General features: G+C 44.5%; 19 protein-coding genes. 1 reads left to right on the top strand and 18 read right to left on the bottom strand.

Going from position 1 to position 24,685, the window contains the following annotated elements; translation table 11 throughout:
- The 18 genes from ICN25_RS09850 to ICN25_RS09765 all read right to left on the bottom strand — a co-directional run.
- The coding region (locus ICN25_RS09850) for a phage major capsid protein (RefSeq protein WP_216179470.1) at positions 1–484 on the bottom strand (484 nt) is incomplete at its 3' end.
- Between the two features lie 334 nt (positions 485–818).
- Entirely contained in the window at positions 819–2,288 is a 1,470-nt protein-coding gene (locus tag ICN25_RS09845) for a Fic family protein (RefSeq protein WP_216182482.1), read from the bottom strand.
- Between the two features lie 341 nt (positions 2,289–2,629).
- Positions 2,630–3,832, bottom strand: a complete 1,203-nt coding sequence (locus ICN25_RS09840) for a hypothetical protein (protein WP_216182479.1) — start codon at positions 3,830–3,832, stop codon at positions 2,630–2,632.
- Positions 3,813–5,774 (bottom strand): hypothetical protein, encoded by a 1,962-nt coding sequence (locus tag ICN25_RS09835; RefSeq protein WP_216182476.1) that lies wholly within the window; start codon positions 5,772–5,774, stop codon positions 3,813–3,815. The genes ICN25_RS09840 and ICN25_RS09835 overlap by 20 nt, the downstream gene beginning before the upstream one ends.
- Before the next feature lie 112 nt (positions 5,775–5,886).
- Complete coding sequence (locus tag ICN25_RS09830; protein ID WP_216182473.1) at positions 5,887–6,579, bottom strand: ABC transporter ATP-binding protein; 693 nt, start codon at positions 6,577–6,579, stop codon at positions 5,887–5,889.
- 1 nt (position 6,580) lies between these two features.
- Positions 6,581–7,771 (bottom strand): ABC transporter permease, encoded by a 1,191-nt coding sequence (locus ICN25_RS09825; RefSeq protein WP_216182470.1) that lies wholly within the window; start codon positions 7,769–7,771, stop codon positions 6,581–6,583.
- Positions 7,768–8,925, bottom strand: a complete 1,158-nt coding sequence (locus tag ICN25_RS09820) for an efflux RND transporter periplasmic adaptor subunit (protein WP_255536764.1) — start codon at positions 8,923–8,925, stop codon at positions 7,768–7,770. The genes ICN25_RS09825 and ICN25_RS09820 overlap by 4 nt, the downstream gene beginning before the upstream one ends.
- Before the next feature lie 819 nt (positions 8,926–9,744).
- Complete coding sequence (locus tag ICN25_RS09815) at positions 9,745–10,293, bottom strand: HPP family protein (RefSeq protein ID WP_216182467.1); 549 nt, start codon at positions 10,291–10,293, stop codon at positions 9,745–9,747.
- Between the two features lie 68 nt (positions 10,294–10,361).
- Positions 10,362–10,952, bottom strand: a complete 591-nt coding sequence (locus tag ICN25_RS09810) for a nitroreductase (protein ID WP_255532669.1) — start codon at positions 10,950–10,952, stop codon at positions 10,362–10,364.
- The gene (locus ICN25_RS09805) at positions 10,942–11,616 is read right to left on the bottom strand and encodes a carbonic anhydrase (protein WP_216182450.1); all 675 of its coding nucleotides are present in this window, start codon (positions 11,614–11,616) and stop codon (positions 10,942–10,944) included. Before ICN25_RS09805 ends, ICN25_RS09810 begins: the two co-directional genes overlap by 11 nt.
- Before the next feature lie 19 nt (positions 11,617–11,635).
- Positions 11,636–12,337 carry a respiratory nitrate reductase subunit gamma gene (gene narI, locus ICN25_RS09800; protein WP_216182447.1) on the bottom strand — a complete coding sequence of 234 codons (702 nt, stop codon included), beginning with the start codon at positions 12,335–12,337 and terminating at the stop codon, positions 11,636–11,638.
- Positions 12,334–13,011, bottom strand: a complete 678-nt coding sequence (narJ, locus tag ICN25_RS09795; RefSeq protein WP_370624735.1) for a nitrate reductase molybdenum cofactor assembly chaperone — start codon at positions 13,009–13,011, stop codon at positions 12,334–12,336. The genes narI and narJ overlap by 4 nt, the downstream gene beginning before the upstream one ends.
- Before the next feature lie 8 nt (positions 13,012–13,019).
- Positions 13,020–14,543 carry a nitrate reductase subunit beta gene (gene narH / locus ICN25_RS09790; RefSeq protein ID WP_216182441.1) on the bottom strand — a complete coding sequence of 508 codons (1,524 nt, stop codon included), beginning with the start codon at positions 14,541–14,543 and terminating at the stop codon, positions 13,020–13,022.
- A gap of 12 nt (positions 14,544–14,555) precedes the next feature.
- Positions 14,556–18,329 (bottom strand): nitrate reductase subunit alpha, encoded by a 3,774-nt coding sequence (locus tag ICN25_RS09785; RefSeq protein ID WP_216182438.1) that lies wholly within the window; start codon positions 18,327–18,329, stop codon positions 14,556–14,558.
- 20 nt (positions 18,330–18,349) lie between these two features.
- On the bottom strand, positions 18,350–19,732 hold the full coding sequence (locus ICN25_RS09780; RefSeq protein WP_216182435.1) for a NarK family nitrate/nitrite MFS transporter: 1,383 nt from the start codon (positions 19,730–19,732) through the stop codon (positions 18,350–18,352).
- 24 nt (positions 19,733–19,756) lie between these two features.
- Complete coding sequence (locus tag ICN25_RS09775) at positions 19,757–21,019, bottom strand: nitrate/nitrite transporter (RefSeq protein ID WP_216182431.1); 1,263 nt, start codon at positions 21,017–21,019, stop codon at positions 19,757–19,759.
- Between the two features lie 128 nt (positions 21,020–21,147).
- The gene (locus ICN25_RS09770; protein ID WP_216860525.1) at positions 21,148–21,807 is read right to left on the bottom strand and encodes a response regulator; all 660 of its coding nucleotides are present in this window, start codon (positions 21,805–21,807) and stop codon (positions 21,148–21,150) included.
- Positions 21,808–21,847: 40 nt separating this feature from the next.
- The gene (locus ICN25_RS09765; RefSeq protein WP_041484816.1) at positions 21,848–23,698 is read right to left on the bottom strand and encodes a type IV pili methyl-accepting chemotaxis transducer N-terminal domain-containing protein; all 1,851 of its coding nucleotides are present in this window, start codon (positions 23,696–23,698) and stop codon (positions 21,848–21,850) included.
- 17 nt (positions 23,699–23,715) lie between these two features.
- On the opposite strand from ICN25_RS09765, the gene ICN25_RS09760 reads away from it, so the two are divergent.
- Positions 23,716–24,681, top strand: coding sequence for a potassium-tellurite ethidium and proflavin transporter (locus tag ICN25_RS09760; protein ID WP_015420595.1), 966 nt, complete (start codon positions 23,716–23,718; stop codon positions 24,679–24,681).
- The last annotated feature ends 4 nt before the right edge of the window (positions 24,682–24,685 follow it).

The following is a 24,685-nucleotide window of genomic DNA, read 5'->3' as shown; positions in this document are numbered from 1 at the left end:
CTACTGCATCGGCGCCGTGTGAGCCGTCGCGGTGAAGCTCTAAGTCCAACTTATTCAGAAAGCCCTCCCTCAAGACTTCAAGTTGCTCATCCAAGAGGTTGATGAGTTGTACACGCTCGTTGTATTCGAGCTGAAAACCTCGAGCCCCGCCTTCACGCACTTTGATGCCATTGCTAAATAGGCGGTCATAGTCAATATAGAGACCATCCACTGCTCTGCGCCACGGGAAGGAAGCTTGCTCAGTCGTATTACGTTTATTGAACTTGACCGTCTCTTCTCCAAAGGCCCAGCTAAAGTTACTACCGTGTTCTTTGCGGATGTTCTCGACTACGTTCTGCTTTGCGCCCAATAGGCTCTTGCGCCCTTCCATCAGTTTCTTAAGGAAAGGTCTCTCTACAGCGATTTGATCGACTGGTAGATTGCGAAGGTACTCATCCAAGGAAACCTTAGCTAACTCTTGCAAGTCTGTATTTGAAATTGGCATATGCCACCCCATCAATAGTTATTTAATAAATTGGTGGCTTCAATACCTGGTGATGGAGCGTGAACCCATCTATTGCTACGCTACTAGGCGCGACTCTAGCTTTAACACATAGGCGTGAAGCACTGAGATCAATTATTGGGGCGGTAGATATAGGCTCGGGATATTTGTGGGGTTTTTGTTGAGTTACTAAATGAACTCGCTTTGGGTCTTTATGCCCAATGTGTCTTTCTGCCACCTTGGGCATAAAAGAGCGTTGCTTTAATCGTGGCCGTCAAGGGTTCGCAAGCCACCCCTTTGGGGTGCCCTTGACAGAATTACTCTGGGGATTTTTGAATCAGCCCACTACCTTCGCATATTCAACCTCAATTGCATCAAATATTTCTTCAGGTACTGTTGCAGCAAATTTCTTACGGCGGTTAGCCGATAGTTTTCCGTTTTGCTCCATGCAGGCCAGAATTAATGAATTGAGATCTTTGCCTCTGATGTCGTACTGCCCATCAATCGCACGGTAAATGAGGTCGTACTTGGCCAAGAACTCAGTCTCTTCTCTTAAGTCCTTTTCTAGCGCCTGCTTGGCCATCTCCAATCCAAACTCAACGCAGGCAGTGGCATTCCAATAGCGATATAAGGAATCATCTGATTTGAAGGTCATTTGATATTCATCACCGTCAATCCAAATGACTTCCCAGCGCTTGCGAGCAGGCTCAGAAAAACTCTTTAGAGCAGCTAGGTATAAATCTTCATTGCGCTTCATCGCAATAGATACTGGCAATAGCAAGCCATTCTTTAAGGCACCCGACTGGCACAAAGCATGATGAAATAAGAAGCGCGATAAGCGCCCATTACCGTCCATGAATGGGTGAATGAAAACAAATCCGAATGAAACAATCGCAGCAGCAATTAAGGGATCGATCTGCTTTGGTGCGGTATTGGCAAAATCTACCAAACCTTTCATCAAGTCATTAACGATTTCAGGTGGCGGTGGAATATACGTTACGCCAGCAGCACCACGCAATGGACTGCTTAACCAGTTTTGTTGGTGGCGATAGTTAACTGCCCTATCCAAAGGATTGGTAATGGCGGTATTTTGCAAGCCAACCAAGTACTCTTCATCCAACTGGGTAGTCAGATGAGCTTTTTTAAGAAGCTCTACAAATGCCTCCGATTTCGTGGCACTCGGTGTCTCATGCTCGATCTCAAAAGAGCTTTTGGTCTCACTTAAATAAGCCCAAGACATTGCCCTATCGGATGCTGCCCCACCAAGCTCTGATAGAAATTCATTTGCTTTCTGGAGGATATTAGATTCAAGCAGGCTATTAATACGTGTGGTTCGCTCAACAGTTACGCAGTAATCCAAAGAACCCAAGCCATTGAAGTTAACTCGCCATTTGGCATTGCGTATGCTTGGTCCTGTAATGTATTTTTTGGGGTCAAATAAATTAACCATTGGCCCCGTAATTACTGGCGCACCCTTTAACTCTTGCTTATTAAAGGCTTCCCACAAAAAACAAGCTGTACGAATATAAACGCCTGTTGGCGATTCGCTAATTGCGGCCAGCATCTCTTGGGCTGGGATTTTTCTTAAGGCCTGCGATAACAATTGGAGATTAACTCCTTCATGCTTTAGCGCAAACAACAGGTGGCTTAGTGGGCGATCATCTTTGGGAGCTACCTTTGCGGGTATCAACAATGCGCCCTGGGTGGGCGTTACACTGGTTACCGAGGCAAGGCGTGCAGGTACAAGTGGGTCAAAAGCACTGAGATCAAGCTGACTTTTTACCTGTGAATAGCCTATATCGCCCATATTTCCCCCAAGCCCCACTTTTTCGTTCGAATGGCTATTTTCCCACACTTTTTCTTACATATACACACTTTTTCTTACGATTACACATATTTACACACTTTTTCTTACATATTTCAATAGATTCCTACATTTTTAAACATATCCTCACTTTTTCTTACGAAATAGCAGTTTGAGTATTTTTTGCTAACTAGCTTCAAAAGCTAAATTCACCTGGAATAGGCAGATTTATTAACAATAACTGCGATTATTAGCAGTTTTATTGACATTCCAGGGCAATTTAGCAAGAAATATGCAGCTTTATTGACATGTCACCCATTAGGAGCGACATGTCAAAAAACACCTTAAATTCCCATATTGCCTAAGTGTTGCGCAATCCGATCCATGGGATTGCCTGCACTAGCTAACGGCGCTCCTAATGCTGAAGTTCGCGCCCGAATCGGTTGAGGGCTATGGATTGCCATAGGCTTAACACTTGCAAAGCTTGGCTCCGGCCTTCCTATTGCCTCATAGATAGACTCAATCATGGTCTGCCACTGCTCTGGCTGATTGCTCTGCACAAAGACTTGCATGTAGAACGGGTCTGACATGTATTTGTTAAAGCAGATCGCCTTATCGGTGTGATCGATTTCATCTGAACGGGTATTTAAGAACTTGAGCATTTGCAGCTTTGCTTCGGATACCAATTCAGAAGGCTTTTTCTGGCTATTGGCGAGAGTCATCACATTGCCTACAAGCTTGCCCTCTATTTCGTATTTGCGAACTGCATCCTGAAGAGTGGCCACCATAGATTGCAAATCAACAACCTGCTTTTCTAGGTCGCGTTTTTCATTAATCATTTTCTGAATACGTTCACACCCTCGCTTTGATTTGATGCTACTAGAGGATTCTGTATTCACACTAGGGTCGGCATCGGGACTCGAAACCGCGGACCCAGAGTTCAAAGCCCGCTTCATTAGCTCTTCAGCTGTCTCAGCTTGAATATCAGTCTTTGGAAGTGTATCGACGGTAATGGCGACTGGTGCAGGCAATATTTCACCTAGGTCATGGGCTTGTAGTGGCGCCGTAACCTCTGTAGCAGGCATAAAGGCTGGCACATGCACTTCGCCCCTTACAGGTGTAAATATAGACTCAGGCTCTAGAGCTTCAGATTCCTCTTCTAATACTTCGCCCTCATCAATGTCCTCAGATAACTTGGTAAGAGATGCATTAGGGGCCTTACTTAAATCATCTAGTAAGTTGGTTGCTTGGGTCCGACTCTGACTCTTACGTTCCGCCTTTTGGGTTTGTTGCGCCTGAGCGCTACGCTCCTTATCTAATTGAGCGGCTTCTTGCCTGGCTTTTGCTTGTGCAATCAATTCAAGCGCACGCTCTTCCCTTGCCTTATTGCGCCTTGCGGCGCTCTCGGCGGCGTGCTTCTCATAGGCTTCTTTTTCAAGCCGCTCGCGCTCTTTCTTGGCCTCCCTATTCTGCTCCCTTTGAATTGAGCCACCCTTGGATAGAACCTCCGACTTAAAGCCTTCCACTTCATTTGCTACTTGCGTCATTGCCTGCCTCCTCTTTTAATAAGTTGCTGTCGTAATGCATTTCAGCATTTGTCTTTTGCCTTCGTTCAGAAAACCAATTCATTCCTAAGTTTGGATCGTCATCGCGTGACCATCCCTCCATTTGCTTTTCTACATTCGGTATAAATAGATTTGAATCGATACGATCGTCATATCGCAAGAGGGTCTCGTGTAGGAGATTACGGATATGCTCGTAATCCATTCCTCTGGCTTGTAGGTTTTGTATCTGAATTGATAGATTCGTAATCATGGGTAAAACCTTGAGCCAGCTCTCTTTGTCTTCTATCCCGTCTGGTGCGCCGGTAGTACCTGCACGTATTCGTAGATCAACCATGTCAAAGATTCGGTCTTTGGTGAGTTCTGGCCAGTCATAGGTTTTCTCCATAGTCATGACTAGTTCGCCATTGACCATGGTGGTCTTAGTACTTGGTGGCCCCATGTAGCGCTCTACTTGCTCTTTGGCCAGTTCTTGTAAAAGTACTTGGGCGCTGTATTGCGCGATCTCTTGTAGCCAATCTTCTATCTGGTCTTTGAATTCAAACACGCGCCCCGATAAGGCTCTTTGTAATATGTTGGCTTCGGTGGCTGTCTTGGGCCTGACTACGGTAGATCGCGCAGCATCTTGCAAGCCAGTGACTTGCTCCCAGTCATAACGTACTGCACTGGTGTCATAGACGATGGGGTCGATCTTCGGATGACCTCTAGGAATAATCACTTGATTAAGGGGTTTGCCTTCGGTATCCACAATCGTGATCTCGCCAAATCTTGAGTCCGAGTGCTTCTTGATGGTCTTCTCATTGATATCAGCAGAGGCTACCCATCCCGGTATACAGAGGTCGCGATGTTGATTGAATCGATCTCTTGCTTCGTTGTGCTCGTCTTGTAGACGCTCGGTTAGATCTACCAAACTTGGACCAACAAACTGGCCATCAACTACTTGGTACGGTAATAGGAAGAATGGATACCAGCGTTCTCCTGCTCTTGGAGGTGAGTAGGGTTCACGTAGCCATTCAGTCGCGCCCTCCACCATGGTGTAAACACGCTGGGTAGCTCTGTCCCAGATCTCCAGCACTGCTATTTGTTGATCATCAATGACCGGGCCTGAACCAGCATTCATCTGCATTGAGGCTAGGCGCTTGGCTTTCTTATGGGATAGTTCGCCTTGGCCTGGTTGGTAGATCTTGGCATTGGCTAGGTTCTTTTTGTAGAGCGCTTCAGCCTGGCCACGTTTCATGGGGATGATTTGGCAAATCCAGTCTGCATCGGTGTAGTCCCAGAACTCGCAGATGGATGGATCAATAAGGAGGTTTTCTGTAAGAACTCTGTCGATTACTAAGCCTTCGGCAGATTGCACTTCCGATTGTTCCTGCAATGACTTGATGAGCTCTTCTAGCTCCGCTCTCTTGGCATCATGATGATGACGTTGGTCATTCTCTTGGAGGTCTCGCGCTAGCTCCTCTATTGCCAGGAGGTTTTCTTGGGCATCGTTGATGCGACCTTGGACATAGGAATCCTTGCTGGGATCTCGTTGATACATCACTTTCAGAATGCCGAAGCTACAGGTCAGCGCTGCCCTTACGGTGGACTTCGCTCGATTCTTAAGCTGAGCCTGTTCTAGCGCTCTATTGGTGACCTTCTCTAGTGTTTTACAGAAGAGCTTGATATCCGCGCCCGAGTGGGTTGGGGTTGTTGAAATTTCTGGATTGCGAGCGTAGACATTGGGAAGGACTGCTGAGATAGTGCCGTGTATGAGGTTAGCTCTTAGGCTATAGAAGTCTTTGCCGGTGGGGTCGGCATTCCAGCTAAAGCCGGCTACTGTATTGCGGTTGTGTCTTACACGCTTATGAAAGGTTGCCCAGTGAGCGCGCGCATGCGTAATGCGGGCGGTCCATTTTTGCTGGAGGGCTTTGGAATCTTGGGGCACATAATAGTTATAAAGCCCAAACTCTAAGGAGCGGATTTATTTAAGACAAATAATCGATACAGTATTTCAATCAAAAGCAGATTTTCGTGACCGGTAAATTGGTAATGAACTCCTATCTAGATTCCTCAATAGTTTGCCCATCTCTAATAGCGTAAATCCGCTTAAATAAAGGAATGATTTTTTCATCATGGGTAACCACAATAATCGCAGTCTGATATTGACTGGCCATTTGATTTAAGATTCCCATTACCCCTAGAGCCCTCTCGCTATCTAGAGGCGCAGTAGGTTCATCAGCCAAAATCACTGGGGGTCTATTTGCCAAAGCTCTTGCAATGGAAACTCGTTGTTGCTCACCCCCAGATAATTCTGATGGGCTTGCATTAGCCCTATGTGCAACATCCAAAGCCTCTAGCAACTCCTTAGCGCGCGCTCTAGCAATGTTGTTTGGTACTCCCGCAAGCATGGGTAAAAGCGCCACATTATCCGTCACGTTCAGAAAGGGTATTAAGTATGGCGCCTGAAAAATAAAGCCAATTTTGTCTCTTCTCAGGGCTCTTAGGTCTTTAATCTTCCAGCCATTCTCGTAAATCACCTCACCACCCAAAGTCATGCGACCTGCAGTGGGCTCAATGACTGCACCTAGACATTTCAGTAGCGTACTTTTTCCGGATCCAGATGGGCCAATAAGCCCCACCACTTCACCTGGAGCAATTTGCATATTGACATTTTTCAGGGCATCTACAGCGGCGTCGCCTTGCCCATAAGTTTTTCGAAGCCCCTCTAATTGAATGCTGTATGTACTCATATCAGCCTCCAATCGCTTGGGCAGGATCTACCAGCAAAGCAGCTCTAATCGCCAAGGTACTAGCTAGAGCGCAAATGACCATCACTAAAATGAATCCGATGATTGCATCTACAGGCTCTAATAAAACATACTTTGGAAATAGCGGCGCCCAAAAAGTAGCGGAAGTTTTTCCCACAATAAAGCCAATTAACCCCAAGCCAAGGGCTTGCTGCAAGATCATGCTGGCAATAGTACTATTTTGAGTACCAATCAATTTCAACACCGCAATCTCCCTTATCTTTCCTAGGGTCATGGTGTAGATAATGAAAGCCACAATGGCAGCGCTTACTACCGCCAAGATCACTAGAAACATACCAATTTGTTTCGCAGAATTTGCAATCAACTTGGCAACAAGGATTTCTTCCATCTGCGCTCTTGTATACACCTCAAGATGTTTCCAGCGACGGATTGGTTTAGCCACCTCCTCCGGAGTTCTTCCCTCTTGGATTTGAACAAGGATGGCATTAACGCTATGATTGGTAGATTGCGATGCCGTAATAGCATCCAATAACCCAGGAATGGGGCGATTCAAACTTGGATTAGCTGTATTTCTGGCGCGATCATTCAGAATCGCATCGTTGTCCTTTAGAAATTGCGCCTCTTGTGCATCTTTAATCGGAATGAATACCATTGGATCGCCGCCCGATGAAACCATACGGCGAGTTAAACCTACTACCCGATACTGATGGCGCTTAATTTGAATCAGGTCGTTTAGCTCAAACCCCGTTTTGATATCTGCTAAAGCTTCATAGTGTGATTGGACTATGTGTCGACCAGAAATCAAATAAGCCGGCTCACCAAGCTGCCCACTTTCCACCCCAACCACCATGGCTCTAGTGTCACTCTGCCCTTTACGAACCTGCATTGTGAGATAGGTGATGTTAGCTGCGCGTGCAACGCCCGGCATCCCCAACACGCCCCTGACGTAATCATCTCGAATACTGGATGCTTCAGCATAAGGGCCTTGGGTATCTTTTTGTACCACCCAAAGATCTGCACCACTATTGTTTAGTAGGGCCATGGCATCATCCACCATGCCTCGATATACCCCTGCCATTGTTAGAGTGACACCGATTAGCAGTCCGAGACCCAATCCCGTTAGAGCAAACTTACCCCAAGAATGCGCAATGTCACGACCCGCTAGGCTAATCACGGCGTTTTCTTCAATAAAGAATCAACCACCTTAATACGCTGCCCTTCTTTAATTTCAGCATCGCTATAGAGAACAACTTCATCACCACTCTTAAGTCCACTCAGAATAACCACTTGACCATTTAAGCCGTTTTGTCCAATTTGTACCCGAGCAAAATGGGGCTTGCCATCCTTGAGCACCCATACCCCAGTTTCATCACCCCTCTTTTTAATGCTTGCATTGGGCAAGCTAAGGCCATATTCACTAGAGGCTAATTGCAATGTCACTTCTGCCATCTCCCCAATTGAAACAGTCTTGGGCATATCTATCATTTCAATTTGGGCAATGCGTTCTTCCGCGACACTATCACTGAGCATCTCAACGCGAACTACCTTGCCCGAGATTGGGTGATGTGGATTAGAGCGCAATATCACATTTGCATCTAAGCCAACGGCTAATCCCATTGACTTACCTTGGTCAAAACGCGTCTTAATCCATAGGCTCGTTGGGTCGATTAATTTTAAAACCGCCTGACCAGCAATAACAGTTGAGCCTGGCTCGGCATCTCTAGATGTAATGATCCCATCTACTGGAGCCCTTAATTTAATATTAAGCTCTTGTTGTTTAAGCCCAGCCAAATCAGCAGTTGTTTTTTGAACAATCGCTTTTGCTGAATTGAGTTCCTGTGACTTGCCTTCAACAACAATTGGGCTAATAAAATTTTTCTTTCCCAACTCCACATATCGCTTGTACGTTTCAGAAGCCAGCAGTAAGCGTGCCTTTGCATCAGTCACTTGTGCCTCAGCAGCAATCATTCTCTGATTCAGATCAATAGAATCCATCTCGGCAAGTAGTTGACCCTCTTTAACCAAATTGCCTACATCTACATATACGTTTGAAACGCGTCCAGCAACTACTGGTCCCATCAAATATGACCGCCTCGCTTCAATTGTTCCCACTCCAAATAGTGTGGGTGCAAGCGATTGATCGCTAACTTTAATAGTCGTCACTTTTGTGGACGCTAAAGGCCCAGAATTTAGAACAACAAATCCAAATACGACTAATAAAAATGTAAGCGTGAGACCCATCAGTAATTGACGGCGGGTAATGTTCAATTCACGCATTCGGAGCAGCAGTGAACTAAAAAGTTCTTTTAATTTAATGGTGGTATTCATATTTGAATCTAGGTTTATATTTTGCGAACCATCAATAAACTTAAGTAAACGAGATGTGTCCCTTAATGATGCTCCTTTTGGTTGTCAAATAGCGATTTAATTACCCATTTCATAGGAGATCAACTCAATCAAAGTTAACTCTCGCTTTTTGTCTACTTTGCTTTTCCTTGGATCATTATTCATTATATATTAATATATAATGAATAATGATCTTCAGGCAGTAAAAAAATTAAATAAACTAAAAATGCATTATTGGTAGCAGAAGATAAATCCAAAAAACACAACATTGATAATAAGAATTCAATGGCCAATATGTGATCGCTTAATCTAGCAATAGCTGTCCTTCTATTGTAGATTTGGGTATTTGCGAAGTCTTTTGAAGCTTAAACCTTAGTCAAAGCAACGCCTAGATAAATAACCCAACTAAATTTAAAGGTTCTCGTAGTTTAATTTCAGATTGGAGATTTTGCGTTTTCAAGTGTATCGATTAATGCCTCCAAAAAAGAAATTAATCCTCAAAAATATTAGGAATTCCATTTAATAAAATTTTTTTTGAACTTGATACTGACTCATCCAGATCAGACTCTATAATTTTCCTAAAATTAGTGCAATTATCTCTATGCACACACTCAGACAGAGTTTGATGCTTTTTACGATCGTTATATGCCGTGCAATGATCGCGAGTCCAGCTTCCGTCCAACGGGCAAGAATCTTTCTTTCCCATACACACCCCCACTTAGTCAAAAATACTGCATTGAGGTAATTTAAAGCGCATCCCAAGACTAGGACTTAATCTAAATTACATATGTTGCGTTGCTTTTAACCCTGTTTGCTAAGTTCCTTAATCGGGTAGGGTTTCTTGGTTAATTTTCCGTACAGATATGCAGCGGCAACCAGGACTAACGAGTCCGCAAAAATAGGATAGATCGCAAAGTAATAGCTACTAATATTTCCAGCGGCGATAAACATTGCCAGTAATAAAGCTGTTGGGCTAAAGCACTTTAAACTATACATAGCTAAAGCTGAAGCGACAACCGCTGCTGGCATTCCCACAAATGGCGAAGGGAAGATAGAGGCGCTGGCTGCAGCCAGTAATGCAGAAACCACGTTGCCTTCGATAATTGCCTTAGGATGAAACATCGGGCTAGATGGCATTAGAAAAATCATCAGCGCCATCACCAAAAAAGCAGCATTGATAGGCACCGCTTGCTCAGGTACGCCAACTAGCTCATTAAACATCACAACAGCAATGATCAGCACATCTACCCCAAAGCAAATCCTAAGGATTTCTAACCAAGAAAATCCATAAGGATCTGGTGGGATGTACTTTTTAAGTCTAGATAGATAGCTTTCCCAACGATTACTCATATATTAGAGAATTTAGCAGAAATCAATATTCAAGCTATATTTGTTTAGGTTATTAGTTAATTAGGCGCTTAGAACTCCAAGGTAGTCACAAATTCGGAGGGGACCATACGTGACTTTGGAGGGGTGGATCTATCTGGGGTGCCTATATTAATAAAACACAATGGATCCTCGTAATCTTGAAGGCCAAATAGCTCCCTTACCGGCTTCATATACATTGATTTACCACTTGTTGGACTTGCACCAAATCCCATAGCATGGGAAATTAAAAAGACGTTCTGTATGGCACATCCAGCAGAAATAATTCGTTCGCTAGGTGGAACTTCTGAATCCGTACCTCTAGCATTCACAATTGCTAGCATTACCAAAGGTGCTCTATGGGCTTTAACCATGGCGTCCTGAACTTGTTGCTCAGTTGCGCCCGGGTCCCGCTCAAGCAATGATTTTGCAAAGGCGTCCGCTAATAACCCCCTGCACTCAAGAGGGCAGATAACAAAACGCCACGGACGAGTCAAATTATGATCAGGCGCCGTCGCAGCCATCGAAAAAATAGTTTCCAATTGCTCTGGGGTAGGCCCAGGCTGAAATAGCCTTTTAGGCAAAAATGATTGTCTTGAGCTAATTAATGCTGCCGCCATTTCTGCAGTCTGGTTATTCGACATGTTTTGGATCTCCATCAAAATGATCATCAGCGTAAGGCCCAGTTCCGCAGTTATCTGCATGGTGCGCCGGGATAAACTTTCCTTCAGTTACATCAAATACCTGCACTTCACCCTCTTCAATTACGTAATACCAACCGTGAAGGGTTAACTCCTTGTTTTCAACTTGTGAGCGAACCATTGGGTATTCCATTAAACGTTCTAGCTGCAAGATGACTGAGCGTTGCTCCACCCTTCGGAGTGCCTCAGGGGTTTGGCAGACCGGCAAAAGTGCCTCATCAATTAATTCAAGCCAAGCACTTAAATTAATCGCCTCTTCTGGCACCCCTTCATAAGCTGACCTGACTGCCCCACAATGACTATGTCCACATACAACAATTCGACTGACCTTTAGTTGCATTACTGCAAATTCAATTCCTGCAGCCGTCCCATGAATACCATAGGAGCCATCGTAAGGTGGAACAATGGCGCCTACATTGCGCAAAATAAACAAGTCCCCAGGCCCCGTTCCGGTAAGTAAATATGGAACAATTCTGGAATCAGAACAACCTAAAAATAAGGTTTTAGGTGTCTGCCCATTTTGAATAAGGCTTGTAAATTCTTGGCGATGCGCCGGGAAATATTCTGTCCGAAATTTGCGCAGTCGATCCAATAACTCATCTGGCATCGTCAATTGCTCTCATCGTTTACTTACGACCCATACCGAATTTTCTACTACGTACAATTTGATATGGTCTTACCAGATAGGTGATGGATGCAAACCCGCTCCAAACATGGACTAGGCGAGTAAATGGGAATATTAAGAAGATTGTCATACCTAAGAACATGTGCAATTTAAATACCCAATCTACCCCACTTAATAACTCAACAGCTCCACCACGTAAGGTGACTATATGTTGAGCCCAGCCTGCCAGCTTCATCATGACCGAACCATCTAAATGTTGGCCAGATAGAGGAATGGTTGCTAAACCGAGCAATAACTGCAACCAGAGCACTACAACAATCAAAATATCACTTGGCTTTGAAGTAATACGGATTCGATCGTCGGTCAAACGTCTATGTAAAAGAATGGTTAATCCAATAAATCCAAATACGCCAGCGATGCCACCACTTGCCATTGCCATAACCTGCTTTTGTCCGGCAGTAATAAATGGCTCATACAAGAAATGTGGTGTCAGCATGCCAAAGAAGTGGCCAAAGAATAAAAAGAGTACGCCAATATGAAAGAAGATGCTGCCTATGCGCAATTGTTTCTTACGTAATAATTGGCTTGAGTCGCTTTTCCAGGTGTACTGATCCCTATCAAACCGAATAAGACTTCCTACAAAAAATACCGCAAGGCAAATGTAAGGATAAATTCCAAAAATAAATGTATCTAGATAGCTCATGGTTGAACTCCTTTGAACTCTTTCGCACGTTTGACAAATTGAAGCGGTTGCTCTTCACCAGGTTTGGATTGGCCACGGGTTGAGCATCCGCCAAATGCTGGAGGCTCTGCCCACTCTTCATCCATAGACTCTTCCTCAATCTTCAATTCAACAATTTTGAATTTTTCACCGGAGAACTCTATAGCTGCAGCTATCAACCATGCGTAGCGGTTGTTACGAGCAACTAAAGTGGAGTAGACGGCATTCAAGATATGGGCCATTTCCCCAATAAATTGCTTGGACTGATCTAAGGGTAGTGTTGAGGCAAACTCGAGAATTACCGACAAGTGATCGGGAAGCTCATTAGCACTTAACTCTAAACCACCATCTTTATAAGTTTGAAGTAAGTCGACCATAGCTTGACCGCGCTCACGAGAGTCTCCATGAACATGCTCAAACAAGTGCAGGGATGTCGCCCTACCTCGATCAAAGCACTCTACATATTCTTCCTGCAGGTCATACAAATCTGCAGATTCCAGGTGGTTAACAAAATCAACTAGACCGGCATGAACCTTTTTAGTGAGCTTTGGCATTGCCAATAGCGCACTAGTCACTTCGGCTGAATGCTGAATAAGCTCTGCATCTGGATACTGAAGAAATCTAGAAAGCGCTCGTAATGGTAGTGAATGTTTCATCATTTCTCCTAAACAGCCGGCTTAATTGGAATGGTGCGACGCTTAGTGCCGCCGAAGAGACTTGCTTCAGAGTCGCCATCAGAGCATCCGTTTCCAAAAGTAAAGCCGCAACTTCCCTTCATATCGAATGTATTTTCTGCATACTCACGATGCGATGTTGGAATGACAAAGCGATCTTCATAGTTAGCAATCGCCATGGTCTGATACATATCTTCCACCTGATCCTCAGAGATGCCAGCCTGTTTCAATGCCTCTAGATTGCGTGTGCCATCCACATGCTTATCTCGCTGCCATGCCCTCATTGCCAACATTTTTTCTAAGGCGGATATCACCGGAGCCTCATCTCCAGCAGTTAACATATTGGCTAAATATTGCACCGGAATACGTAACTGCTTCACATCTGGAATATGGCCATTTACTCCGACATAACCAGCCTCTACTGCCCCAGTAACCGGGGAAAGTGGTGGAACATACCAAACCATTGGAAGCGTTCTATATTCGGGGTGAAGTGGTAATGCAATTTTCCAATCCATCGCCATTTTGTATACAGGACTCTTTTTGGCAGACTCCACCCAAGATGGAGGCACGCCGTCAGCTAAAGCTTGTTTCTGTACTTCTGGATCATTTGGATCCAAAAATACCTTCAACTGTGCTTTATATAAATCTTTTTCGTTCTCAACGCTGGCAGCGCTTTCAATTTGGTCGGCATCGTAAAGCATGACACCTAAATAACGGATACGGCCAACACAGGTTTCCGAACAGACTGTTGGTTGACCCGCCTCAATACGTGGATAGCAGAAAATGCATTTCTCTGCTTTACCGCTTTTCCAGTTGTAATAAATCTTTTTATACGGACATGCAGAGACGCACATACGCCATCCACGGCATTTATCCTGGTCAATTAAAACAATCCCATCCTCTTCACGTTTGTAAATAGAACCTGATGGGCAAGATGCAACACAAGCAGGATTCAGACAATGTTCACACAGACGTGGCATATACATCATGAATGTATTTTCGAACTGGCCCCATACGTCTTTTTGCATTTGATCAAAGTTAGCATCTTTGCTTCGTTTAGCAAATTCACCGCCCAAAATCTCTTCCCAGTTAGGGCCCCACTCTATCTTCTCCATGCGCTTGCCAGTGATCAAGCTTCTTGGGCGAGCAGTCGGAGTGGCCTTAGATTCGGGAGCGCTTTGTAAATGCTCATAATCAAATGTAAACGGCTCGTAGTAATCGTCGATTTCTGGCAAATTAGGGTTCCCAAATAAGTTCATCCAAATCTTGGACCTACCACCTTGTTTGGGTTCAATCTTGCCATTGCTCTTACGTTTCCAGCCACCCTTCCACTTCTCTTGGTCTTCCCAATTTTTTGGGTAACCGATTCCTGGTTTTGTTTCTACGTTGTTAAACCAGGCGTACTCCATCCCTGGACGATTCGTCCAAACCTGCTTGCAAGTAACGGAGCATGTGTGACAGCCGATACATTTATCCAGGTTTAAAACCATGCCAATTTGTGCGCGAATTTTCATCTTTATTCTCCGTTAAGCCTGAACTGAATTGGCATTTTCAGTGTCAAGCCAATCTATGTTTCGCATCTTCCGAACCGTTACAAACTCATCTCGGTTGGTTCCAATGGTTCCGTAGTAGTTAAATCCATAACTTAGCTGTGCGTAACCACCAATCATGTGCGTAGGCTTAAGAACAATTCGAGTTACTGAGTTATGAATACCGCCACGCATACCTGTAATTTCAGATCCAGGAGTATTAATAATTTTTTCCTGTGCGTGGTACATCATGACCATTCCTGGATTTACCCTTTGGCTCACGACAGCTCTCGCTGCGATTGCTCCATTGGCGTTATATAGCTCAACCCAATCGTTATCCACAATGCCAGCTTTAACCGCATCATCTTCACTCAACCAAACGACTGGTCCACCACGATTCAGAGTCAACATCATTAAGTTGTCACTGTAGGTGGAGTGAATTCCCCACTTTTGATGCGGTGTAATGAAATTCAAAACAATTTCTTTATTACCATTAGGCTTAATGCCCTTGACCTCAATAATGGTCTTTAAATCTACCGGTGGTCTATAAGAAACAAATCCTTCGCCAAATGCGCGCATCCACTTGTGATCCTGATAGAACTGTTGACGGCCAGTCAATGTTCTCCAAGGAATGTACTCATGAACGTTTGTATAACAAGCGTTATAAGAAACTTTTTCACTCTCCAGTCCAGACCAAGTTGGCGAACTGATGATCTTTCTTGGCTGTGCCTGAATATCGCGGAAACGAATCTTCTCATCTTCGCGATGCAAAGCTAAATGCGCATGCTCAAGGCCCGTGATTTTGGATAATGCATCCCAAGCCTTGACTGCTACATGTCCGTTTGTCTCAGGAGCAAGCATCAATACAACCTCAGCAGCATCAATATCCGTTGAGATTTTTGCCATACCCTTCATCTCACCATGCTCAACACGACCATTGAGCTCGCGCAACTGCTCCACTTCAACCTTGGTATCCCAGGCAATACCCTTCCCGCCATTTCCAACCTTGTCCATCAGTGGGCCTAAGGCTGTAAAGCGGTTATAAGTATTTGGATAGTCACGCTCTACTACGGCAATTTGAGGCGCAGTTTTGCCGGGTATGAGATCGCACTCACCTTTCTTCCATTCCTGCACATCAAATGCCTGAGCTAATTCAGCGGGCGTATCGTGCATTAAGGGAGTCATCACAATCTCTTTTTCAACACCCAGATGACCTACGCACACTTCTGAAAACTTTTTCGCAAATCCTTTATAGATATCCCAATCACTACGAGCCTCCCAAGCAGGGTCAACGGCTGTAGATAACGGATGGATAAATGGATGCATGTCGCTAGTATTAAGGTCATTCTTCTCATACCAAGTAGCAGTAGGTAGAACAATGTCGGAATACAAACAGGTAGTACTCATCCGAAAATCTAAGGTCACTAATAAATCAAGCTTGCCTTCAGGCGCCTTATCATGCCACTCAACTTCAGAAGGTCTTGCCTCATCAACTCCAAGATCCTTGCCTTGAACACCGTGACTTGTTCCCAGTAGGTGTTTTAAAAAATACTCGTGCCCTTTTCCTGAGGATCCTAAAATATTAGATCTCCATACGAACATATTTCGCGGCCAATTGCTTGGATGATCTGGGTCCTCGCAACTCATTTGTAATGCTCCAGACTTCAAGCCATCAACAACATATTCCTTAGGATCTTTACCTGCAGCAAGAGCCTCTTTTACAACCTCAAGGGGATTTGTCTTTAACTGGGGAGCCGATGGCAACCAACCCATCCGCTCTGCACGGACGTTAAAGTCAATCATGCTGCCCGTGTACTCCTCTTTATTTGCTAGGGGCGATAACACCTCCTCCATACCAAGTTTTTCATAGCGCCATTGATCGGTATGCGCATAAAAGAAACTGGTAGAGTTTTGCTGACGCGGTGGACGAATCCAATCCAGTGCAAAAGCCAGGGGGGTCCAACCAGTTTGTGGGCGTAATTTTTCTTGGCCTACATAGTGAGCCCAGCCACCACCGCTCTGGCCGATACAGCCACACATCATTAACATATTGATGATGCCGCGGTAATTCATATCACAGTGATACCAATGATTCATCGCAGCGCCAATAATGACCATTGACTTGCCTTTAGTCTTTTCTGCATTTTCTGCAAATTGACGAGCCACTGCGATTACTTGCTCACGCTTTACTCCGGTAATAGATTCTTGCCATGCTGGAGTATAGGGAACATTGTCATCATAAGATTTGGCGCATTCACCACCTAATCCACGGTCAATTCCATAATTACCTGCCAATAAGTCAAAAACTGTTGCTACAAATACTTCTTTTTCAACGCCATTCTCAGTAAGAATAATTTTCTTAGCAGGTATATTCTGAACAAGAACATCACTTTGCTTATTTGCATCAAAATATGGTGTATCAATACCACCAAAGTATGGGAATCCAACGGGGACAACATCATGTATTGACTGATCCTCCATTAGTGATAACTTCAATTTCACATCATTACCGTAATTAGCTTCTTTTGATTCTAGATTCCATTTACCCTGGTCTTTACGTCCTTCCGGACCCCATCTAAATCCAATGGACCCATTCGGTACTACCGGCTTGCCAGCTGTATCGAATGCAACCGTTTTCCAGTCGGCGCCATTAGTCTGGCCAAGCTTGCCATCAAAATCGCTTGAACGCGCATAGCGTCCAGGAACCAATACTTTTCTGCCGTCATCCAATACTTTTTCTTCCAGCATCACCAGATTTGGCATATCTGTATAGCGACGTACATAATCATCAAAATACTCAGTGCGCTTATTGAAATAAAACTCTTTCAGAATGACATGCCCCATGGCCATCGCAATCGCAGCATCTGTACCCTGCTTAGGGTGCATCCAAATGTCTGCTAATTTAGAAATTTCGGCATAGTCCGGAGTGATTGCCACCGTTTTAGCACCCTTATATCTCACCTCAGTAAAAAAGTGCGCATCGGGAGTACGTGTTTGAGGGACATTAGAGCCCCATGCAATGATGAAAGTAGAGTTATACCAATCAGCGGATTCCGGCACATCGGTTTGCTCACCCCATACCTGGGGGCTAGCTGGCGGCAAATCACAATACCAATCGTAAAAGCTCATGCATACGCCACCGATTAGACTTAAGTAACGCGATCCAGCTGCATAACTCACCATTGACATTGCTGGGATCGGAGAGAAGCCAATAATCCGATCGGGTCCATGCTTTTTAATCGTATAGACATTCGCTGCGGCAATGATTTCATTTACCTCATCCCACGAACTGCGAACGAAACCACCCTTACCCCGTAACTCCATCCACTCTTTGCGCTTAGCAGTGTTTTCAACTAAATTTGCCCAAGCATCTACCGGAGATTTGGCGACCGACTTTGCTTCACGCCACTGCTTTAGCAGTCGGCCGCGGATCATTGGATACTTCACGCGATTGGCACTGTACATGTACCAGCTGTAGCTCGCGCCGCGTGCACAACCCCGAGGCTCGTGATTAGGCAGGTCAGGTCTAGTGCGCGGGTAATCAGTTTGCTGAGTTTCCCAAGTAACAATGCCGCCTTTGACATAAATTTTCCAAGAACATGATCCCGTGCAATTGGTACCATGCGTTGAACGTACGATCTTATCGTGCTGCCAGCGCGAACGATAAGCGTCTTCCCACGTGCGGTCTTCTCCGACCGTCACACCATGGCCATCTGAAAACTCTTCTTTATCTGCAGATAAAAACTTGAGGCGATCTAAAAAGTGACTCATATCAATCCTTTAATATTTTCTTAGCAAGGCATTGGTGCGTTCTTACGGCTGTAATACCACCAGGTAATGAACGTACAGGTAACGTAAAAAACAATGAACGAGTACAGGGCAGCTTCAGGACCGCCTGTAGCAGCAATAGAACTTCCATAACTCTTGGGAATGAAGAATCCTCCGTAAGCACCTACTGCAGAACTAAAACCGAGCACTGCTGCAGCTTCTTTATTGGCATCACGAATTGCTTGGTCCTTGTCGGCCTGAGTATTGCCAGCGGCACGTTGACGCTCTGTCAAGAAAATGACTGGGATCATGCGGAAAGTTGATCCATTGCCAATTCCAGATGTTGCAAACAACACCATAAATGCAAACAAGAATCCGTAGAAGTCACCACCCGCGCCTTTAAGAGGCAGATAATTCAAGACTGCAAATACACCAGCACCCATTGCAATGAAGTTCCAGAATGTAACTCTGGCGCCGCCTAGCTTATCTGCCAGCCATCCACCTATAGGTCTTGCTAATGCACCAACCAATGGTCCAAGCCATGCATAACTAAGCGCGTTAACGCCAGGAAATTGGCTCTTAATCAGCAAAGGAAAGCCAGCTGAGTAGCCAATAAAAGAGCCGAAGGTACCCAAATACAACCAGCACATGAGCCAGTTATGTTTGCGCTTAAAGATCACTGCCTGATCAGCAAAAGAGGCTTTTGCCTCAGCCAAATCGTTCATACCAAACCAGGCAGCAATTGCCGATACCGCAATAAAAGGCACCCAAATGAAGCCAGCATTTTGCAGCCACATTGGAACTTCTTTACCGGCTTTTAAAATTATTGTGGAGTCACCACCTAAACTACCAAATACGCCTGCTGTAATCACTAGCGGTACAACTAACTGAACAATAGATACCCCCAAATTACCTAGACCTGCATTAAGGCCTAAAGCCGTGCCTTTTTGCGCTTTGGGGTAAAAGAAGCTGATATTAGCCATTGAGGAAGCAAAATTTCCGCCACCCAACCCACATAACAAGGCTAGCAAGATAAAAAACTCATAAGGGGTTGCCGGATTCTGGACTGCAAATCCGATGCCAACAGCAGGAATTAATAATGATGCCGTTGAAAATGCCGTCCAGCGTCTGCCTCCAAAGATTGGAACTGCAAAAGAATAAAAAATTCGCAGAGTAGCGCCACATAATGCAGGAAGGGATGCCAACCAAAAAAGTTGATTCGTCGAGAATTTAAATCCAACATTCGGTAAGTTCACCACTACTACTGACCACACCATCCAGACTGCAAATGCAAGGGTTAAGGCCGGGATCGAGATCAATAAATTGCGCTTCGCGATCGGCTTTCCAGTAAATTCCCAAAACTGCTTATTCTCCGGCTCCCAGCGCGAAATTACGGTCGAGGACATGATGTTTCCTTTTCTTTGCGATATTTAAGAAAGCGATGGAATGGATTTAGCACCCATCACTTCAGATTTACGAACTTCAGTGAGATACATCCAGATAAGCGATACCCACACTACGCCGTACATCAGCATGAATGCACTTGAACGAATCCCTGTGACATCTAAAATGGCGCCAAACATAATCGGCAGAATGAATCCGCCCAAACCACCGGCCAAGCCAACAATTCCTGAAATGGTGCCGATATTTTCTGGGTAGTCGTCGCCGATATATTTGAAAACACTGGCCTTACCAAACGCCCATGCAATGCCCAAGATGAACATGAGGCCAGTAAACAAATAAATATTCAGGCCAATGTGAAAAGTCTCAGGCCCATTAATCGTTTGGATAGTGAAATCGGTTTGGGGGTAAGAGAGTAAAAAAAGGCAAATCCAACTTACCCACATTACCCACCAAGTGACCTGATGGGCACCATATTTGTCAGATAACCATCCACCAATTGCCCTTAATACGCCACCAGGTAATGAGAAACATGCAGCAAGTAATGCGGCGGTCCGAATTTCCAGACCAAACTCACCGACGTAGTACTGCACCATCCACAAACTGAGGCCAACATAACCACCAAAGACAATGCTGTAGTACTGGCAGTAGCGCAATACTTTCGGGTCTTTTAGGGCTTTTAATTGATCTTTAAAGGAAATATTGCTCGTTACCAAATGAGAAGGATCGCTAGCACTAAAAATCCAAAATAAGAGTGCTGCGCCCAACATAACGCCTGCATATACCTGCGGTACTACAGCCCAACCAAATGCCACCACCAAGGCAGGCGCTATAAATTTGTTAACTGCGGCACCAGAGTTACCAGCACCATAGACGCCCATTGCAAAACCCTGACGATTTTTTGGGAACCATCTTGCTACATAAGGAGTGCCGACAGAGAACGATCCGCCAGCCAAGCCTACGAATAGACCAATAACCAGAAAGTGCCAATATTGGCTGGCATAACTCATCATCCAGATAGGAATAACTGTAGAGAGCATCAGTAAAAACATCACAATGCGACCACCGAATCGATCGGTCCAGATTCCCAGGGGCACACGTACAAGTGAACCAGTCAAAATAGGGGTAGCTGTTAAAAGACCAAATTGAGTTGCACTTAAGTCGAGTGATTTTTTAATCGGTATACCAATCACCCCGAACATCATCCACACCATAAAGCAAACGGTGAAGGCAAATGTGCTGACAATCAAAACTGAATATGCTTTAGCGCTAGTTTTGGCTATCGAACTCATGAATACCCCTTAATGTCATGAGTTAATTATCAAAACTAACGGGGATTAAGAATATCCTCCAAAAGACTACTTTCAAAAAGCAGTCGAACTATAGGCAGCTGTGGCTTATAGTTCTTTAGGACTAGTACTTACGAAATAATGCCTTCAGCATTGGCAAACACTGCCACCTGTACTCGAGAAGTCAAGTTGAGCTTTCTCAAAATATGCTGTACGTGAATCTTGACAGTAGTTTCAGCTATGCCAAGCTGCCGAGCGATTTCTTTATTACTTGACCCAACGGCAATCAAGCGGACAGTATCGATCTCCCTGGGTGATAACGTAGCCGCCAAAGAAGTATTTGAGGGCTTATCTTCTTTTCTGGTATTGGTCTTAAAGGCGCTAACTAGCTTATGAGTCAGCTCCTTGCTAATAACCGACTCACCTTCAAACGCCTTCCGAATGCCAAGTAGAAGCTCGTCTTTCTCGCTAGTTTTAAGCAAATACCCCTGGGCGCCATTTTGCAAAGCTTGCATTAAATCAGATTCATCTTCGCTCACTGTAAGCATGATGACAGTCGAATCAGGGGATGCATGAAAAATATCAGGGAGCGATTGAATGCCACTGGCGCCAGGCAAATGATTGTCAAGCAAGATTACATCCGGCTTTAGAGATTTACATAAGCGTAACGCCTCAATAGCGTCCCCAGCTTCGCCGACAACATCAAAGTCACTGGCCTGCGAAATTAAAGCGATCAAACCTCGCCTAAATAAGGTGTGATCGTCAACAACTAGAATCCGGATTTTTTCCAATTTTTTCCACACCTTCAATATTGAGATAACAGAATATCACCTACGTAGGTAAAGTTAACGATATGCAGGTTCCTGCCAATGCCTCCGAGCTCAACTCCAGCTTGGCTCCAATTTTATTGGCACGTTCCTGCATGATACTCATCCCCACATGCGTGCTATCAACCGTATTTAGCTCTGTTGAAAAACCAATCCCATCATCAATTACTCTAAACGTCCATTTTGGCGATTGCGCTACTTCGACTCTTACAATGCTCGCTTTCGAATGCTTTCTGATATTTGATAAGGCCTCTTGAATGACATGCATTACCTGAATCTGAACATCTGGCGCTAAAGGAAGTCCTTGCCCTTCAACAGATAGCTCAGTATGAATACCGGATTGGTGCTCGAATTTTTGTAAAGTCGTCTTTATCGCAGGTTCAATATCCTCGGTATTAGTACGCGTTCTAAAATGCAACAAAAGCTCGCGCACGTCACTATAACTTTCTCTCAAGCCTTCATCCAACTCACCTAGGATAGTTTTGGCCTTTTCCGTAGCGGGCTCTACGATCTCATCTCTGAGCATTCCAACCTGTAATTTTAAAAACGCTAGTGACTGCGCAATTGAATCATGCAACTCTCTTGCTAATAAACTGCGCTCCTCAGAAATTGCCGCCTCTTTCTCCAAAGCTTTAATTCTCAAAGCCTCCATTGCCCCAGCCAAATGATGCGCCAAGGTCCCTAGCAAGGCCCTCTGATCTGAATCTATCGACTGCTCCTTAGTATAAAAAATATCAATTTCGCCAAGTAAATCTTGCTGAAATAGGATTGGAACCGAAATAAGGGCGTTATAACCTGCCTTTACGCAATGCCGATCCGCCTCTATCTTTGGATCAAATGTAATTACCTGAATTTCTGCATTACCACTAGACTGTCCACAGTAACAGTCTCCAGCAACCAAACATTGCTCTTCCTCGGCAATGGATGAGGGTAAATTTGCGCCAGATAATAAAAAATATCTCTTATTTGCCTGATCTGTCCAACGTATCGCGATGGCAGAAGCGTCCGTTATAGACAAAATTCGCTTTGAAAATCCTTGAGCCAATCTTTCCAGATTATCTTCTGTTGAAACGAATGAACTCAAATCATATAGCGCTTGCAAACGATTTTGTCGCTCTTGTAAATGGAATGTCTTTTCCCGGACCTTTGCCTCTAACCCGCTATACAAGTCACTAATAGTTTCAGTCATTGAATTAAAGCCGATTGCCAAATCACCAAATTCATCTTTTGCCTCGATTTGAACTCGTGTATTTAATTTTCCGGATCTCACACCATCAAAACCAATGCGCAGCTTCTCTACTGGATCTAAAATAACGGAATACCCCACATACATGATGACTAATGTGGCAAAAAGAGAGATAGCCAACATAGCAAACTGGAATAGATGGAGCATATTTGTCCAGTAATCAACCTCGACTTCTATTGACCCGACAAACCGATCAATATTCGCAACAAAATTATCAATGCGCGATACAGAAATACTGGTAGCCTTCCTCGTCTGTAGATCATCTTTGATGCTGCTCCATTGACCAGAAATATTTAGAAACAATTGTTTATTTAATTGATTCCAAGGCACAAATAGCGGCCGAGCTGGATCTCCATATTTAAGGGTAATGATGCTGTTGTCAAACTTAGTTATTAGCTTAGTTGTTGCCGCAGCATCACCCTCATTTACCAGAAGGGCTAACTGATAAGTTTGCATTCTCATGCGGCCAGCCTCATTGATTGCTGCCGCGCCACCCTCAAGCTTCCAAGTAACCCATAAAGTAAAGCTAATAGAAATCATCGCCAACACCAAAAGTGTCGTGCCAATGATCATTAGTTTCTTTTTTAAGGTAAATTCGGTATTCTTCATTCCACAATATATAAATAATGATACAAAGAGACAAAGAGCCCAATTGGCTTCATCGCCTACACCCAGGACTATTTGGCATGTCCCTAAGCTTACTTAGCCTCTCCTTCGCATGGAGTAAATACTCTCACGTCACTTCAATTTCAACTTTTTGGATTGAACGTTTTTTTCTTGTACTCGGCATCTTCATTCTATGCTTTCTAACAATACTCTGGAGTATTAAGGCGATTTTTTATCCTCAAGCGATTAGGGAGAAGTTCTTAAACCCGGTTTTAGGCCCAATGATGGCTTATTTTCCTATTAGCACAATGCTTGCTATCGCTCTACTATTCCCCAGATTTCCGGAATACTCTACGTTTGCTTATACGTTAACTGCTATCGCGCTCATTATTCAAGTCACCATTGCTTGGCGAGTGGTTCATATGCTCTCAATGGGTAATATGCCCACTGACCAAGTAACACCAGCGCTGTATCTACCCATTGTTCCTGGCGGCTTAGTTGGAGGCGCTGCGTTAGCTGCAATTGGATTGCCTGGATTTGGATATCTTGTATGGGGAATGGGTCTTGGAGGTTGGGCGTTATTAGAAATGCGCATTTTGCATCGCTTGTTTGCAGGCCCTCTGCCACCGCAATTTCGCCCAACCATTGGAATTGAAATGGGTCCAGCAGCAGTTAGCACCATCACCGCCATTACGATTTGGCCAAACCTTCCAGTTGATGCCATCTTGGTAGGTTTGGGTATTGCATCAGGTCCTATTTTTGCAGTACTCACGAGATGGCGGTCTTGGACGGCGGTCCCCTTTTCATTTGGATTTTGGTCATTTGCATTCCCTGCTGCTGCAACCACCTCTTGCGTCATTGAGGCGGTTATACGAGGAGGCTGGCCCCATCAAGCTGCGACGATTGCAATTGCTATTTCTACTGCGCTTGTCCTATTTTTGCTAGCCCGAACAATAATCTTGTTGATTCAACAAAAACTATATTGAACTC

The sequence above is a fragment of the Polynucleobacter sp. 80A-SIGWE genome, from assembly GCF_018882295.1.
Classification (GTDB): Bacteria; Pseudomonadota; Gammaproteobacteria; order Burkholderiales; family Burkholderiaceae; genus Polynucleobacter.
This window is presented reverse-complemented; position numbering and strand designations above follow the sequence as displayed.

What these genes read in the sequence shown, in the direction of transcription:
- ICN25_RS09845 (WP_216182482.1), bottom strand. Translation starts at nt 2,288, where the DNA reads ATGGGCGATATAGGCTATTCACAGGTAAAAAGTCAGCTTGATCTCAGT.
- ICN25_RS09840 (WP_216182479.1), bottom strand. Translation starts at nt 3,832, where the DNA reads ATGACGCAAGTAGCAAATGAAGTGGAAGGCTTTAAGTCGGAGGTTCTA.
- ICN25_RS09830 (WP_216182473.1), bottom strand. Translation starts at nt 6,579, where the DNA reads ATGAGTACATACAGCATTCAATTAGAGGGGCTTCGAAAAACTTATGGG.
- ICN25_RS09820 (WP_255536764.1), bottom strand. Translation starts at nt 8,925, where the DNA reads ATGAATACCACCATTAAATTAAAAGAACTTTTTAGTTCACTGCTGCTC.
- ICN25_RS09815 (WP_216182467.1), bottom strand. Translation starts at nt 10,293, where the DNA reads ATGAGTAATCGTTGGGAAAGCTATCTATCTAGACTTAAAAAGTACATC.
- ICN25_RS09810 (WP_255532669.1), bottom strand. Translation starts at nt 10,952, where the DNA reads ATGTCGAATAACCAGACTGCAGAAATGGCGGCAGCATTAATTAGCTCA.
- ICN25_RS09805 (WP_216182450.1), bottom strand. Translation starts at nt 11,616, where the DNA reads ATGCCAGATGAGTTATTGGATCGACTGCGCAAATTTCGGACAGAATAT.
- narI (WP_216182447.1), bottom strand. Translation starts at nt 12,337, where the DNA reads ATGAGCTATCTAGATACATTTATTTTTGGAATTTATCCTTACATTTGC.
- narJ (WP_370624735.1), bottom strand. Translation starts at nt 13,011, where the DNA reads ATGAAACATTCACTACCATTACGAGCGCTTTCTAGATTTCTTCAGTAT.
- narH (WP_216182441.1), bottom strand. Translation starts at nt 14,543, where the DNA reads ATGAAAATTCGCGCACAAATTGGCATGGTTTTAAACCTGGATAAATGT.
- ICN25_RS09785 (WP_216182438.1), bottom strand. Translation starts at nt 18,329, where the DNA reads ATGAGTCACTTTTTAGATCGCCTCAAGTTTTTATCTGCAGATAAAGAA.
- ICN25_RS09780 (WP_216182435.1), bottom strand. Translation starts at nt 19,732, where the DNA reads ATGTCCTCGACCGTAATTTCGCGCTGGGAGCCGGAGAATAAGCAGTTT.
- ICN25_RS09775 (WP_216182431.1), bottom strand. Translation starts at nt 21,019, where the DNA reads ATGAGTTCGATAGCCAAAACTAGCGCTAAAGCATATTCAGTTTTGATT.
- ICN25_RS09765 (WP_041484816.1), bottom strand. Translation starts at nt 23,698, where the DNA reads ATGAAGAATACCGAATTTACCTTAAAAAAGAAACTAATGATCATTGGC.
- ICN25_RS09760 (WP_015420595.1), top strand. Translation starts at nt 23,716, where the DNA reads ATGATACAAAGAGACAAAGAGCCCAATTGGCTTCATCGCCTACACCCA.